This window comes from Micromonospora fiedleri, assembly GCF_016774385.1.
GTDB classification, from domain to species: domain Bacteria; phylum Actinomycetota; class Actinomycetes; order Mycobacteriales; family Micromonosporaceae; genus Micromonospora; species Micromonospora gifhornensis.
On sequence record NZ_JAETXL010000005.1, the window covers coordinates 375575 to 390918 of the forward strand.

Here is a 15344-nt window from a genome sequence, read left to right on the forward strand (position 1 = left end):
GATCAGCCGATGAGATCCATGAAGGAGCGCATGCTGGCCGGTGAGCCGTACCTCGCCGACGACCCGGAACTCATCGCCGACCACCTTCGCGCGCTGCGCCTGCTGGAGCAGTTCAACTCCGGCCCCGCCGACCAACGCGAAGCCCGCCTGGCCGTGCTGCGCGAGCTGCTCGGCGACCTCGGCGAGGAGACCTGGATCCGCCCACCGTTCCACTGCGACTACGGCTACAACATTCGGATCGGACCACGCAGCTTCGTCAACTTCCAGTCGGTCTTCCTGGACGTCGCACCGATCACCATCGGCGCGGACGTGCAGGTGGGTCCGAACGTGCAACTGCTCACCCCGACCCATCCGGTCGAGCCGGAGCAGCGCCGCGCCAAGTGGGAGGCGGCCCAGCCGATCACCATCGGCGACAACGCGTGGCTGGGCGGCGGCGCGATCGTCCTCGCTGGAGTGACGGTGGGTGACAACACGGTCGTCGGCGCAGGGGCCGTGGTGACCCGGGATCTGCCGGCCAACGTCGTGGCGGTCGGTAATCCCGCTCGACCGGTACGCCAGATCGGCTAGCCCATATAACTACTTCTACCTGCATAAATACCGTCCCGGCGGGTGGCACTCAGCCCAGAAGTCAAGCACTCTGGGTATTGGAGCTATCACCGGGAGGTGTCACTGTGGGCGGCCGGATTCTCGAACTTCGCGTACACGGAGTGTCCAACACGCCTCCCGCCGACACCCTGGGGCTGGGCTCGACGCCAGGTGGCGAGGCCGCCGCACCGCAACTGGTGGCCGGTGGCCCGATAACCGGCTTCTACCGCTCCGCCACCGCCTCGCCGCTCGACCCGATCGCGGTCGAGGCGTACAGCTGGGGGCAGTTGACCTCGGGGGCGCGGACGGCACGCGACGTCGAGCGAGCACTGTGGACACTGCTGCTGCCCTTCACCCTCGCCAACGTGGCGCTGCACGCCCGACCCGGCATCCCGCCGGACCCCAACACCGAACGGCTGGCCAGCCGATCCGGGATCACCGCCTGGCTGATCCGGATGTTCTGCCTCAGCCTGACCTGCACTCCGGTCTTCGCGCTGACCACCGTCGGCGTCGACCTCATCGCCTGGCAGTGCGTGGACTCGGCCTGCCTGAACCGGCTGCCCGGACCGTGGGACTTCCTCGCCAACCCCTGGTGGCGGCAGAGTGGCAGGTCGCTCGCGGCCGGGCTCACCGTCCCACTCGCCCTGATCGCGGTGCTCGGCATCGTCGCCTGGCGGACGTACCAGTACGAGGCGGTGATGCCCGCCGACCCGATGGACCCGCCGGTGCACCACACACCCGGCCCGGTCGACGCCGAACTGCCGGACGCCCAACCGGTGCCGGAGCCGCCACCCCCGCCCACGCCCACCGCACCACTCGCCAGTCCGCTGCAGGACCCGACCTTCTGGTGGGGCGAGGGACAACTACGCCGGGCCGCCGTCCTGCACCTGTGCACCGGGACGGTGGTCGCGGCAGCCATACCGCTCGGCACCGTCCTGGTGCTCAGCCCGCCGCACGGAACCCAGGCGGTGATCGCCTGGACCAGCGTGCTGGTGCTCGTCGCGGTCGTGGTGATCACCCTGGTGGCGCTCACCCTGCCCAGCCTGACCCGACGCGACGGGGCCACCCCGCTCGGCCGGTGGAGCATCGCCGTCATCGTGCTCACCATGACCGGGTTGACCGGCACCGTCCTGGTGCTGATGCTGCCCGACACCGGCGCCTCGCTCGCCGCCCTGCGCCCGCCACCCGGTTGCGCCAACCTGCCCACCCAGCCCGGCTGCCTGGAGGACCATTCGCTGCCCGGCATCGACCGGATCACCGCCTGGTTCGTCACCGGTCAACTGCTGCTGCTCATCGCCATCGGCGCGACCTCCCGCTCCGGCCGCCGCGGTGGTGCCGCCCCCGCCGTCGCCACCGTGCTGCTGGTCGCCGGCGCCGCCTGGAGCCACGGCTGGCTACCCGCCGTCCCGGCGGCGCCACTGGAGGTCTGGCAGATCGCCCTGCCGCTGCTGCTGCTCGCCGCGACCGGCCTGCTGCTGCCCCGGACCCGGATCGCCGAAGGCAAGCAGCCGCTCGGCCCGTACACCGACCTGACCTGGCGTGGCCAGGCACCCGCCGTCATCGCCGGCTTCGGCTGGCTGCTCTGCCTGGCCTACTGCGCCGGGCTGCTCTACTGGGTGACGAACCGGCTCAACGGCGGCAGCGTCCCCAGCGGCGCGGCACCTGTCACCCCGCCGACGCCGGTCACCTGGGGTGGGCTGCTCTTCGGTGCCGCGCTGCTGGTGCTGACCGTGATCGTGATCCGTGCCATCGTGCTGTTCCGCCGGCTGCACCGCACCGAGTACGCCAAACTGGCGGCCAGCGGGCCGCTCTCCGCCCACGATCTGCGCCGCGGGCGGGACGTCAGCACCCACCGCGCCCTGCATCGGCTGGTCGGCGAACACGCGCTGGGTCTGATCGGCTGGTACGCCGCCACGCTGCTCGTGCTGGCCGTCGTCGGCTGTGTCGCCGTCCTCTCCCCCGCCCCGCCGCACCCCGACCCGGCCACCGGCAGTTCCGCCGTGATGATCAAGCTCGTCGCCGACCTGGGCGACGCGCTGCTCGGCTGGCTGCCGGTGACGATCGCCGCCATGGGTCTGCTGGTCTACCGCAACAACACCGTCCGCCGGTCAGTCGGCGTGGTCTGGGACGTCGGCACCTTCTGGCCCCGCGCCGCGCACCCGCTCGCCCCGCCCAGCTACGCCGAGCGGGCGGTGCCCGAACTGCTCACCCGCACCGCCGGCCTGCTCGCGCTGGCCGAACACGACCCCCGTCGGGTGGACGGCATCATCCTGTCCGGGCACAGCCAGGGCACGGTGATCTGCACCGCGGTCCTGCTCCAACTGCCCGAGCGTTGGCGGCGGCAGATCTGGTTCTTCTCGTACGGCTGCCAGTTGACCCGCCTCTACGGCCGGATCTTCCCGGCGTACTTCGGGCCGGACCGGTTGCCGGTGCTGACCGAGGCGCTGACCCGCTCGTGCGGTTCGATCGGCTGGACGAACTTCTGGCGGGACACCGACCCCCTCGGCTGGCCGGTCAGCGCCGGCGAACGCGACGTCCCCGTCACCGACCCGGAGGCGCTGCACCCCAGCGACGGCGAGGTGGCCGACCCGCCGATCCGCAGCCACAGCGGCTATCCGGAGGCCGCCGAGTTCCAGCGGGAACGCAGTCGGGTGGCCTGGCTGCTCCGCCGGGCCGTACCGTCACCCCGGCGGGGGGTCGGCTAGGCGTACCACCAGGTCGGCCCGGTCGGCGGTGCCGGTCACCAGCGCGGCGTTGACCTCGTCGCTGCCCAGCGCCCACGCCTGCGCCTCCTCGGTGGAGCGTCCGTACGCGACGTGCCGGGCGACCAGCCGCCGGTGCCGCAACTCCGCGTCCAGATCGAGGAACCACGCCTCGTGCAGCAACGAGCGCACCTCGTCCCACGGCCACTGCGGGACCAGCAGGTAGTTGCCCTCGGTCACCACCAGCCGAACCTCCGGCGGCACCTCGATCGCCCCGGCGATCGGCTCCTCCAGGTCACGGCGGAACTCGGGTGCCCAGACCGAGGTGGGCTCCTTGCGTTTGAGCCGACGCAGCAGCGAGACGTAACCGTTGGCGTCGAAGGTGTCGACCGCGCCCTTGCGCGTGGCCCGACCGAGCCGGTGCAGCTCAGCCTGGGCGAGGTGGAAGCCGTCCATCGGCACCAGCCGGGCGGCCGGACCGAGGGCCGCCACCACCTGCGCGGCCAGGGTGGACTTGCCGACGCCGGGCGCCCCGGTGATGCCGAGCAGTTGACGAGGACCGGCGTCGGCCAGCGTGCGGGCTCGGGCCAGCAACTCCTCGACCGGCAACACCTGGGCGGTGGGCATCAGGACAGCGCCGGCCGGGTGATCGCGAACCGGCCCCGCACGGCGGCGTGCACCTGCTGCGGCTGCGGGTCGAAGTCCAACTGTGGCGGGCCACCGGCGAGGGTCTCGGCGTCGAACGCCATCCGCATCATCTGCGGCTGGACGCCGCCGCCCTCGTCGGCCAACTCGATCAGCTCGGTGACCTGGGCACCGAGCGCCTCCGCGTACTCGCGGGCGCGTTGCAGCGCGTCGGTCAGCGCGTCGTGACGGGCCGCGCGGTAGGTCGGGCTGTCCGGGCGCAACGACCACCACGGACCGGCCACCTCGACCTGATCCTGGTCGGCCAGGCGCAGCATCACCTCGCCGAGGGCGGTGAAGTCGGTGACCGTCACCGTGGTCACCACCGAGCCGTGCCAGGCCACCACCCGCTCGCCGGAGCGCCGGGTCTCAGGCCGCACCCGCAGGTCCCCGGTCTCCCGACGGTCGATCGACGACTCGGCGGCGTCCAGCAGCACCCGGATCGCGGCGGCCCGCTCGGCCAGCCGGGTCAGGACGACCTCCCGGTCGCGGTCGCGGGCCAGCGCGGTGACCGTGAACTGGGCGACCTCGGGATCGACCTCACGGTAGGCCTCGCCGCGTACCGTCACCACCGGTCCGTCCACCATGCCCTCACCCTAGCGGCGGCGCTCGCGCCACGCCCACCGATGCGACCGTAGGTCAGGCCGGCCTTGGCAGGTGCGCCCGGTAGGAGACGACGTCGCCGGCCACCCGGCAGGCGCTCAGGTGCCCACCGGCCGCACCCAGCGCGCTCAACCAGGTCACCTCGTCGGCGGGCGCACCGGAGCGCGGAAACGACCGGTCCTGCTCGGCGTAGGGCCGGTCAGCCAACGCCTGACGGGCGGCGGCGGCCTCGGCGTACCGGGCGGTGAGCAGTTCGGGCTCGTCGTCGCGCAGCGCCCTGGACAACTCGTCGAGGTATCCGGTCACCTCGGCCAACGCGGCCAGCACCTCGGCCCGGTTGCCCCGCAACATGTTCGTCGTCCGCTGCGGCGGAGTGCCGGCCACCCGGGTGCCGTCGCGGAAGCTGCCCGCGGCCAGGGTGAGCACCGCGTCGCGCAGCGCCGACCGCTCGGCCGCACCGGCCAACGCCCCTGCGAGCAGATGCGGCACGTGGGAGGCGAACGCGACCACCCGGTCGTGTCGATCCGCCGCCATCGGCACCACCCGGGCGGCGAAGACCTCGGTGATCAGGGCGGTGAGTCGACGGAACGCGGCAAGCCCGTCCCGGGCCGGGCAGAGCACCCAGGCGGCCCCGGCGAACAGGTCCGGCACCGCCGCCGACAGCCCGGCCCGGTCGGTGCCGGCCATGGGATGACCGGGCACGAACCGGTGGGTGAGGCCCTGCGCCGCGGCGAACGCCGCCAGCTCCGCCTTGGTGCTGCCGACATCGGTGAGCAGGCAGTCCAGGCCGGTCAGCCCGGCGACCTCGACCAGCGTCGCCGGAAGGGTGGGCAGCGGACCGCCGAGAAAGACCACGTCCCGGTCGGCCACCGCGTCGGCCAACAGGTCGGCGGTGGGTACGCCGAGCGCCCGGGCTTGCTTGCGGGTCGCCTCGTCCGGGTCCCAGCCGAGCACGTCCAGCCCGGCGGCGTGCAACCGGAGCAGCACCGAACCGCCGATCAGACCGGTGCCGAGCACCGCCGCGCGCAATCGTGCGCCGGCCCTGACCACCATCGCGTACCTCGGCGTCCCGTGTCGGGCGCGGACCCGTCCGGCCCCGCGCACAGTCCCGGCCGAGGATATCGCCCGAACCAGCCGGTGTCGGTCCCGCCGCCGTGCGCCGGCGACAGCGGCACCTGCCCGATCGAAGCGGTGCGATGTCGGCCGTACGGGGGATATCGAAGAAGTCGATCAAGCCCATAGCTTTCCTGACCGCGCCGTCCTCCCCGTCGATCCGGCAGGTCAGCGGGATCGACGGGGAGGAACGTGCGGGTCGGTCAGAGCTCGGCGAGGCGGGCGGCGACGGAGGCGATCCGCTCGTCGGACTCGGTGAGCGCGGCCCGGACGTACTGGCGGGCACCGGGACCGTAGAAGACACCGGCGGCGACCAGGATGCCTCGTCGGGCCAGCCAGTCGACGGTGTCCCAGCAGTCCTCGTCGCGGGTCAGCCAGAGGTAGAGCCCCGCCTCGGAATGCTCGACCCGGAACCCGGCGTTCGTGAAGGCCGACCAGAGCGTCTCGCGCCGCGCGCGGTAACGCTCCCGCTGCGCGGTGGCGTGTTCTTCGTCACTGAGGGCGGCCACCATCGCCGCCTGCACGGGCGCCGGCACGATCATCCCCGCGTGTTTGCGGATCTTGAGCAGCTCCGCCACCAGGGCCGGATCGCCCGCCACGAATCCCGCTCGGTAGCCGGCGAGGTTGGACCGCTTGGACAGCGAGTGCACCGCCAGGACCGAGTCGTACGAGTCGCCGCAGACCTCGGGCGCGAGCACCGACACCGGTTGCGCCGTCCAGCCCAACGGCAGGTAGCACTCGTCGCTGGCGACCACCGCGCCACGCTCCCGCGCCCAGTCCACCACCTTGCGCAGGTGGGTGGCGGGCAGCACCCGTCCGGTCGGGTTACCCGGAGAGTTCACCCAGACGAGGCGTACCCGGGAGGTCGGCCCGACGGCGGTCAACGAATCGGCGCGTACGGTGGTGGCCCCCGCCAGTCGAACCCCGTCCTCGTAGGTCGGGTAGGCGATCGAGGGCACCACCACCACGTCGCCCGGCCCCAGCCCGAGCAGGGTGGGCAGCCAGGCGACCAACTCCTTCGAGCCGATCGTCGGCAGCACCCCGAGCCCGTCGGGCCGGGCACCGCAGGAGCGGGTCACCCAGGCGGTGATCGCCTCCCGCAGCGCGACGGTGCCGGCCGTCAACGGATAACCCGGGGCGTCGGCCGCGTCGGCCAGCGCCCGCCGGATCACCTCCGGGACCGGGTCGACAGGCGTACCCATGGACAGGTTGATCAAGCCGCCCGGGTGCGCCGCGGCCTTCACGGCCGCGGCGTCCAGGGTGTCCCAGGTGAAATCGGGTAGCCGTGCCGAAACCGGCGCGGGCCGGTTCAGTGCCCCTCGCCGCGCGGCGGCTGCGCGGCGACGAAGGTCGCGTCCTTCTCCACCTTGCCGATCTTCGAGGCGCCCCCGGGCGAGCCCAGGTCCTCGAAGAACTCGTAGTTGGCGCCGGTGTAGTCCTTCCACTGCTCCGGAACGTCGTCCTCGTAGAAGATCGCCTCTACCGGGCAGACAGGCTCACAGGCACCACAGTCGACGCACTCGTCGGGGTGGATGTAGAGCATCCGATTGCCCTCGTAAATGCAGTCGACCGGGCATTCCTCGATGCATGCCTTGTCGAGCACATCCACGCACGGCTCGGCGATGATGTAGGTCACCGGTCTTCTCCTCCGCAAGACACGCCGCGATCACCCGCGACGCTAAGAGCCTAGTATCTCGTCGGGGAGGAGGTCGATCGTGCTCGGAGAGCAGGATTTAGGACACCGGATCGTGGTCCGACGCGTGGTGGGCACCCGCGCCGGTCGACCGGTCTTCTCCGACGCTCTCGGCGAATTGGTCGAAGTGACCGATTCCCACCTCACCCTGACCACCCGCACCGGGCAGCTGCGCGTCCCGATGACGGAGATCCACCGCGCGAAGCGGGTACCGCCGACGCGACGCCCGGCCGCCGACGCCGTGATCGAGGTGGAACTCGCCGCCGACGAGGCCTGGCCCGCACCCACCCGCGCCCGACTCGGTGGCTGGCTGCTGCGCGCCGCCGACGGCTGGACCGGGCGCGCCAACTCCGCCCTGCCGGTCGGCGATCCGGACCGACCGCTGCCGGCCGCGCTGGACGCGGTCGAGCACTGGTACGCCGACCGGGGCCAGCCGCCGCTGGTCACCACTCCCCTGCCGCTGGCCGCACCGGTCGGCGCCGAACTCGACAGGCGCGGCTGGGACAGCCGCCCGCCGGTGCTGGTGCAGACCGTCGGGCTGACCGCCCTCACCACACCACCCGACCCGGGGGCGGGCCCGGCCGTCATCGAGCTCGCCGGTGCGCCCTCGGACGAGTGGCTCGCGGTGGCGGCCAGCCGCAAGGGTGGACTACCCCCGGCCGCCTGGCACGTGCTCACCGGCGTGGACCAGGTCCGCTTCGCCCACGTGTACGTCGACGGGGCGCTGGTGGCCGTCGGCCGGGGCACGGTGACCGGGCAGGGCCGCTGGCTGGGGCTGTCGTTGATCGAGGTGCTGCCCGCCGCCCGTGGTCAGGGTCACGCCACCGCCCTGACCCGGGCGCTGTCCCGCTGGGCCGAAGCCGCCGGCGCGACCAACGCCCTCCTCCAGGTAGAGCAACACAACACCCCCGCGGTGGCCCTCTACCGCAAGCTCGGCTTCACCACCCACCACACCTACCGCACCCGCACCGCCCCACCTCGTTGATCATGAGGTTAACGGCAGCCAAGGAGATCGACTTCGCCGCCAACCTCATGATCAAGGAGATGATCGGGGGGTGGGGGTGGGGGTGGGGGGTTAGCGGCGGGGTTTGGAGGCGGATTGGGCGTACCGCTGCAAGCGCCGCGAGCGGTAGTCCCGGCCCAGCGTGGTGAGCAGCAGGTGACCCAGGATCGCGCCGATGCTCGTCGCCACCAGGTAGAGCAGGATCTGCCAGAAGAACGTGGCGCTGCCACCGCCGAACGGGTTCTGGCCGACCAGCAGCGGCGCCACCAGCATGGTCAACGCGAGTGCCATGCCGATCGCCGCGGCGACCTCGACGCCCCACTGCGCCGGTGGCCGCGACTGCCCCCAGGCGACCGCGGTCCCCGCCAGGATCAACCCGATCACCACGAACATCCCGAGCGTCACTCGGTCGGCGGCCGCCTCGTCACCGTCGAAGCCGAACCGGATGATCAACCGGGCGACCACGTTGACCGCGAACAGCGCAATCGTCAATGCACCGACTGCGCGCCACCGCTGACCCATCGCACGCCTCCCGCCGTACCGTCCGCCCTCGTGGCGGACTCTTGGCAGGAATATCTACCACTCGCGCCCGGTCGGCGTCACCGACCAGTTGCCGCAGGCCCCGCGACGATCGACCGGAACGCCATCACCGCGAAGGCCATCACGCCGGCCACCACCAAGATCAACCCGACCCAGTTGCCGATCAGCAGCACGTCGCCCTCGTTGGTCCGGTCGGCGGCGGCCACCATGATCACCACCCAGGGCACGGCCGGCAGGGCCACCGCCCAGCGCCGCCCGACCGCCTCGACGGCGAACCAGCTCAGCGCGACGTTCACCACCACCGCCACGAGCGCCGCCAGGCCGACCAGGTAACCCCCGATCCGCAGCGGCGCGAGCAGCAACTCCAGGACCGCCGTGACCGCACCGGCGACGACGACCACGACCCCGCCGGCCACCCGCAGCCCGACGTCGAGAAACCGCGACACCCGCGCGGACCGAGGCGGCTGCGGCAGCTGTTCCTGCGGGGCGACGGACATCGCGGCGGGCGAGGTCACCGTTGACCGGCCGAGACGACCGCTGTCGGCTGGGACACCCCGCCGACGTCCAGCCCGGCGAACAGGTCGGACTCCCACCCGTACGGGCCGCTGCCCGGCCCTTTCGTCCCGACCGCGAGGGTGAAGTACTCCACCCCCATGAACTCGGCGCCGAAGTTGCCGGCGATGGTGTAGAGCCAGGAGGTGGCCGGGATCTGGGTGGCGTGCGCCCGCATCGCCGCTTCCTTCGCCGCATGCTGCTCGGTGGCGTCGATCCGCGCCGCGATCTGCTCGTCCGGCGTGCAGAACGGCAGCTCGGTCGCGTCGGTGATGCCGGCGAACGGATTGTCCGACGACTCCTCGAAGTGCGTCATGCCCGCCTCCAGGACGCTCTGCGGCATCGCCGTCCAGTAGACCTTCGCCGGGGCGAGGCCCTCCTGCGCGGCCAGCTCGATCGCCCGCATCGTCACCCGGTTGGCCTGGATGTGGTCCGGGTGGCCGTAGAACCCATTCTCGTCGTACGTGATGACGACCTGCGGGCGGATCTCGCGGATGACCTCCAGCAGCTGGCCGGCGGCCTCGTCGAGGTCGGCCTGCCAGAACGCGCGGGGATGCTGGTTGGTGGACAGGCCCATCATGCCGGAGTCCCGGTAGCGGCCCGCGCCGCCGAGGAAGCGGTGGTCGGTGACGCCGAGTGCGGCGCACGCGGCGGCCAGCTCGGCGATCCGGTACCCGCCGAGCTGATCCGCCTCGGCGGCGGCGAGCCCGGCCAGCGCCGGGACGTGGATCTCACCCTCCTCACCCAGGGTGCAGGTGATCAGGGTGACGTGAGCACCCTCGGCCGCGTAGTGGGCCATCGTCGAACCGGTGCCGATGGACTCGTCGTCGGGGTGCGCGTGGACCAGCAGCAGGCGGCGGTCAGGCAGCGTCGTCACGACGGTCACTCTAACCGGCGGTTTGTCCGCGCCGGCCCTGACGCGTCCGCTCAGGTCGGTCACATCGCGCTGCCCACGGGCCTACCATCTGGCCTGTGGACTTTCCCGAGCTGGCCGCCCGCACCCGCCGGTTCAGCCATGGGGCGCCGCGCGCCGTCACCGTGGCCGACGACGGCGCCCGGGTGATCTTCCTACGTTCCAACGGCCCCGAGGACCCGGCCGACGCGCTCTGGCAACTGGACGTGGCCACCGGCGAGGAGTGGCTGGTCGCCTGCCCGGTGACCCTGCTCGGCGCGGAGGCCGACCTCGCCGCGCTGAGCCCCGGGGAGCGGGCCCGCCGTGAGCGGCTCCGGCTGACCGCCGCCGGCATCGGCTCGTACGCCCTCGACGCCGCCGGACGGGTGGCGGTGTTCGCGCTGGCCGGCCGGTTGTTCCGGGCCGACCTGGTGCACGGCGACGTGATCGAGGTGCCCGCCGTCGGGCCGGTCCTCGACCCCCGGCCGGACCCGACCGGGCAGCGGCTGGCGTACGTGACCGACGAGGCCGAGGGCGTACGCCGGGGTCAGTTGCGGGTGGTGGACGCCGACGGCACCGACAGCATCCTCGCCGGCGAGGACTCCGGGGTGGTCTGGGGACTGGCCGAACACATCGCGGCCGAGGAGTTCCGGCGGCACCGGGGTTACTGGTGGGCGCCGGACGGTCGTTCGGTGCTGGCCGCCCGGGTCGACGAGTCCCGCCTGCCGCACTGGCACCTGCACGATCCGGCGCAGCCGACCAGCCCGCCGACAAGCGTCGCGTACCCGGTGGCGGGTGGCCCGAACGCCGAGGTCAGTCTGCACCTGCTCGACCTCGACGGCGGCTGGGTCGACGTGCACTGGGACCGGGAGACCTACCCCTACCTGACGGCGGTGCACTGGGCCGAGGGCCCGCCGCTGATCACCGTGCTGCGCCGCGCGCAGCAGCACGGGCTGGTGCTCGCCATCGACCCGCGTACCGGTGAGACGCAGGTGCACGCCGAGCTGGCCGATCCGCGCTGGGTGGAGCCGATCGCGGGCACCCCGGCGCACCTGCCCGACGGGCGGGTGCTGGTCGGCGGCGAACTCGCCCACGACGGGTACGACGCCCGCTGCCTCTTCGCCGACGGCACCCTGCTCACCCCGCCGTCGCTGTACGTACGCCGGGTGGTCGGGCGGCTGGCCGCGATCAGCGGTCCGGCGGACCTGCTGGTGGAGGCGAGCGACGGTGAGCCGAGCGAGCAGCACCTGTTCCGGGTACGCACCAGCATCGGCGGCGGGGTGGACGCCCGCCGGTTGACCAGCGACTCGGGCTGGCACACCGCCGCGGTCGGCGGTGACGTGCTGGCCATCGGCACCGCCTCGCTGGATCACGCCGGGATCCGCTGGACAGTCCAGCAGGGCGACCGGGAGGTGGCCACCCTGCGGTCGCTGGCCGCCACCCCCGGGTACTCCCCGCTGCCCCTGCTGGAACGGGTGACCGACCGGCGGCTGCCCTCGGCGGTGCTCTACCCGGACAACCACGTCAGCGGTCGACGGCTGCCGGTGCTGCTGGACATCTACGGCGGGCCGGGCCACCAGGAGGTGGTGGCCGCGCGGGCGGCGTGGCTGGAACGGCAGTGGTGGGCCGATGCCGGCTTCGCGGTAGTGGTAATCGACAACCGGGGTACGCCGGGCGTCGCACCGTCGTACGAGAAGGCCATCCACCGGCGGGTGGCGGACGTGATCCTGACCGATCAGGTGGAGGCGTTGCACGCGCTGGCCGCCAAGCATCCGGATCTGGACCTGGACCGGGTGGCGGTGCGCGGCTGGTCGTTCGGCGGCTGGCTGGCCGGGTTGGCGGTGCTGCGCCATCCGGAGCTGTTCAAGTGCGGGATCGCCGGTGCGCCGGTCACCGACTGGGCCCTCTACGACACCGCGTACACCGAGCGTTACCTGGGCATGCCCGACGACGGCCTGGACGTCTACGCCCACCACTCGCTGGTCGAGTTGGCCGCCGAGCCGGTCACCGACCCGGCCGAGGCCCGGCCCCTGCTGCTGGTGCACGGCATGGTCGACGACAACGTGCTGGCCGCACACACGCTGCGCCTGTCGGCGGCGTTGCTGGCCGCCGGGCGACCGCACTCGGTGCTGCCGCTGCCCGGCGCGACCCACATGGCCGCCGGTGGCATCTCCGAACGCCTGCTCCGGCTGGAACTCGACTTCCTCCGCACCCACCTTCAGTAGCTCAGGGCTTGACGTGGGCGTCGAGCAGGCAGGGGTAGCCGAAGACGCTGGAGACGAAGACGCCGCCCACCTTCGAGCCGTGTACGAGGTACGCCACGTCGACGTAGAGCGGCACCACCGGCGCGTGCTCCCGCATGATCCGCTCATCGAGCGCGGCCCACTGCGGTGCCTGCGCGGCCGGCGGCAGGGCGAGGATCCGGTCGAACTCGGCGCTGACCGCCGGGTCGTCGAAGTACGACTCGTTGGTGTTGCCCGCGGCCTTGATGCCGCGTCCGTCGTAGAGCACCGGCAGGATCGCCGCGCCGCTCGGCCAGTCGGCCGCCCAGGAGCTGAGGTACAGGTCCCAGGGGTTGTCCCGCTTCTTGATCTCGTCGAGTTTGGCGTCGTCCGGGATCGCCCGCACCGTGATCTTGAAGCCGGCCCGCTCCATGTTCCCCTTGAGCTGCGTCGCCATCTGCTGCTCGACCGAACTGTCGGCCGCGCCGAGAACCAACTCCGGAGTCTGCCCGCCGAGCAGTTCCCGGGCCCGGTCCGGATCGCCGTTGCGGCCCGCCGGATAGGCGTCGTACGCCCGGTGGCCGATCGTGGCCGGCGGCATCAGCGTGGTGTTCGGGGCTGCCACGTTCGGCCCGCCGAGCACCTTGACCAGGCCCTCCCGGTCGATGGCGTAGTTGAGCGCCTGGCGTACCCGCAGATCGGTGACGCGCTGGTTGTTGATGACCAGGTGGTTGGCGGTGGGGGTCGGGGACAGGATCGTCCGGGACCGCAGCGCGGCGTCGCCCGCGACCCGGGAGACCAGCGAGGCGGGGACGTAGTCCCACGACAGGGCGGCCTGGTCGGCGCCGTTGTCGGCGATCACCCGGTTCGCCGCCGTGTCCGTGGTCGGGCCGAAGCTCCAGACGAACCGGTCCGGGTACTGGTGGCGGACCGGGTCGGTGGCCGGGTCCCAGTGTTCGTTGCGCTCCAACACGATCTCGACGCCGGCCCGGAAGCGGGTCACCTTGTACGGCCCGGACGAGAACGGCGCGTGACCGAGGTTGATCCCGGTGTCCCGGTCCGCGGGCAGCGGCGCGGTGCTCGGCAACGACGCCGCGAACGGCAGGTCACAGCGCGGCCGGGCGAACTCGAAGCGCAGCGTACGGTCGTCGGGCGTGGTCAGTCCCGGTGGCAGTGCGCCGCGGTTGGCCGCAAAGTCCCACGCCGTGTCGTACTGCGGGGTGTCGGCGAGCCATTCCTGCAGGTAGGTGGGGCCGCCGGTGAGGTCCGGGTCGAACGAACGGGCGATGCCGTACGCGATCTCCTTCGCGGTGACCGGGCGACCGTCCTCGAACCGCACCCCTTCCTTGATTGTGAATTCCCAGACCGTGCAGTCGTCCTCGACGTTGCTGCCGGGCGTCTCGGCGAGGTCGCCGACCAGCACCAGGTTGCCCTGGCCGTCGTCCTTCCAGGTGGTCAGGGAGCGGGCGAACAGCGGCGCGGCCATCAGACCGGCGAACGAGTACGTCCGCTGCGGGTCGAGGTGCGAGACAGGTGTCTCCCGGATGATGGTGAAGGTGCCCCCGGCCCGGGCGCCCGGCACCTCGGGGGCGGGGCCCCACGAGTCCTTCGGGTCGGTGGCAATCACCCCGGTCTGCTGTCGGCCGGTGTCCACCGTGCTGCTCCCGCCGGTGTTCGCAGAGCAGGCGCCGTTCACCGCCACCAGTGTGGTCGCGGTGCACAGCGCAGTCGTCAGGCGTGATCTCACGTTCGTTGCCTCCCCGTTCAGCCGAGCCGTACGCGCGGATCGATGGCCGCGTACAGCAGATCCACCAGCAGGTTCGCCAGCACCACGAAGACCGCCGCGACAAGCACCGTAGCCATGATCATCGGCAGGTCGCCGGCGCGTACCGCGTCCACCGCCGCCCGGCCCAGCCCCGGCAGACCGAAGGTCGTCTCGGTGATCACCGTGCCGCCGAGCGCCGCGCCGACGTCCAACCCGGCGACGGTGACCACCGGCGTGATGGCCGCGCGCAGCGCGTGTCGCCCGTACACCCGGGTGTTGCTCAGGCCCTTGGCCCGCGCGGTCCGCACGAAGTCCTCGCTCAGCGTCTCCAGCATCTGCGCCCGGAACAGCCGGGCGTAGATCGCGGAGTACAGAAAGGCCAGCGAGCACCAGGCGAGCACCAGCCCGCCGGCCCAGCGCAGCGGGTCGGTCGTCAGCGGCGTGTACGCCGGCACCGGCAACCAGCGCAGCGTGTAGACGAAGACCAGCAGCAGCACCGCGCCGACGACGTACAACGGCACCGAGGCGCCGGTCAGCGAGAAACCGATCGCCGCCCGGTCCCACCAGGTGCCGGGACGCAGCGCGGAGACCATGCCCAGGCCGACGCCGAGCAGCAGCCATCCGATCGCCGCCGGGACGACGATGCTCAACGTCACCGGCAGCACCCGGGCCAGGGTGTCGGTGACCGCCTCGTTGTTCACGTACGACCAGCCCAGGCAGGGTGCGTCACAGCGGCCGCCCTGCGCGCCACCCAGATCCCGCCCGACGACGATGCCCTTCAGGTAGTTGGCGTACTGGTCGATCAGCGGATCACGCAGGCCCAACTCCTGGCGGACCCGTTCCCGCCGCTGCGGATCGCAGTTCTTCGGGCACATGCCGCTGACCGGGTCGCGGGGCAGCGCGAAGAACATCAGAAAGGTCAGCACGCTCACCGCGAACAGGGTGAGTACGGCGCAGAGCGTCCGCTTCAACAGGAACCGCAGCACGTCG

At 72.2% G+C, this 15344-nt stretch carries 14 protein-coding genes; 4 read left to right on the forward strand and 10 right to left on the reverse strand.

Annotated features, from left to right (window positions below; all coding sequences use genetic code 11):
* Positions 1–9 precede the first annotated feature (9 nt).
* A complete protein-coding gene (locus tag JMF97_RS15840; RefSeq protein ID WP_203222270.1) occupies positions 10–567 on the forward strand; it encodes a sugar O-acetyltransferase in 558 nt (185 codons plus the stop codon).
* A gap of 140 nt (positions 568–707) precedes the next feature.
* Entirely contained in the window at positions 708–3290 is a 2583-nt protein-coding gene (locus JMF97_RS15845; RefSeq protein ID WP_307816931.1) for a hypothetical protein, read from the forward strand.
* On the opposite strand, the gene JMF97_RS15850 is transcribed toward JMF97_RS15845, so the two are convergent.
* The 5 genes from JMF97_RS15850 to fdxA form a co-directional block, all read right to left on the reverse strand.
* Positions 3267–3914, reverse strand: coding sequence for a nucleoside/nucleotide kinase family protein (locus JMF97_RS15850; protein ID WP_203222272.1), 648 nt, complete (start codon positions 3912–3914; stop codon positions 3267–3269). The genes JMF97_RS15845 and JMF97_RS15850 overlap by 24 nt on opposite strands.
* Positions 3914–4558, reverse strand: coding sequence for an SIMPL domain-containing protein (locus JMF97_RS15855; RefSeq protein ID WP_203222273.1), 645 nt, complete (start codon positions 4556–4558; stop codon positions 3914–3916). Before JMF97_RS15855 ends, JMF97_RS15850 begins: the two co-directional genes overlap by 1 nt.
* A gap of 52 nt (positions 4559–4610) precedes the next feature.
* Complete coding sequence (locus JMF97_RS15860; RefSeq protein WP_203222274.1) at positions 4611–5627, reverse strand: prephenate dehydrogenase; 1017 nt, start codon at positions 5625–5627, stop codon at positions 4611–4613.
* Positions 5628–5890: 263 nt separating this feature from the next.
* Complete coding sequence (gene dapC / locus JMF97_RS15865; protein WP_203222442.1) at positions 5891–7000, reverse strand: succinyldiaminopimelate transaminase; 1110 nt, start codon at positions 6998–7000, stop codon at positions 5891–5893.
* Entirely contained in the window at positions 6997–7323 is a 327-nt protein-coding gene (gene fdxA, locus JMF97_RS15870) for a ferredoxin (protein ID WP_007464872.1), read from the reverse strand. Before fdxA ends, dapC begins: the two co-directional genes overlap by 4 nt.
* A gap of 79 nt (positions 7324–7402) precedes the next feature.
* Between fdxA and JMF97_RS15875 the strand changes: the two genes are divergently transcribed.
* On the forward strand, positions 7403–8365 hold the full coding sequence (locus JMF97_RS15875) for a GNAT family N-acetyltransferase (RefSeq protein WP_203222275.1): 963 nt from the start codon (positions 7403–7405) through the stop codon (positions 8363–8365).
* Positions 8366–8455: 90 nt separating this feature from the next.
* Here JMF97_RS15875 and JMF97_RS15880 read toward each other — a convergent pair whose 3' ends face one another.
* The 3 genes from JMF97_RS15880 to mshB form a co-directional block, all read right to left on the reverse strand.
* Positions 8456–8905, reverse strand: a complete 450-nt coding sequence (locus JMF97_RS15880) for a hypothetical protein (RefSeq protein WP_203222276.1) — start codon at positions 8903–8905, stop codon at positions 8456–8458.
* 77 nt (positions 8906–8982) lie between these two features.
* The gene (locus JMF97_RS15885; RefSeq protein WP_203222277.1) at positions 8983–9420 is read right to left on the reverse strand and encodes a hypothetical protein; all 438 of its coding nucleotides are present in this window, start codon (positions 9418–9420) and stop codon (positions 8983–8985) included.
* Between the two features lie 14 nt (positions 9421–9434).
* Entirely contained in the window at positions 9435–10361 is a 927-nt protein-coding gene (gene mshB / locus JMF97_RS15890; RefSeq protein ID WP_013735790.1) for an N-acetyl-1-D-myo-inositol-2-amino-2-deoxy-alpha-D-glucopyranoside deacetylase, read from the reverse strand.
* 86 nt (positions 10362–10447) lie between these two features.
* Between mshB and JMF97_RS15895 the strand changes: the two genes are divergently transcribed.
* Complete coding sequence (locus JMF97_RS15895; RefSeq protein ID WP_203222278.1) at positions 10448–12592, forward strand: S9 family peptidase; 2145 nt, start codon at positions 10448–10450, stop codon at positions 12590–12592.
* A gap of 1 nt (position 12593) precedes the next feature.
* On the opposite strand, the gene JMF97_RS15900 is transcribed toward JMF97_RS15895, so the two are convergent.
* On the reverse strand, positions 12594–14336 hold the full coding sequence (locus JMF97_RS15900) for an ABC transporter substrate-binding protein (RefSeq protein WP_203222279.1): 1743 nt from the start codon (positions 14334–14336) through the stop codon (positions 12594–12596).
* A 17-nt stretch (positions 14337–14353) separates the two neighbouring features.
* Positions 14354–15340 (reverse strand): ABC transporter permease, encoded by a 987-nt coding sequence (locus JMF97_RS15905; protein ID WP_203222280.1) that lies wholly within the window; start codon positions 15338–15340, stop codon positions 14354–14356.
* Between the last annotated feature and the right edge of the window lie 4 nt (positions 15341–15344).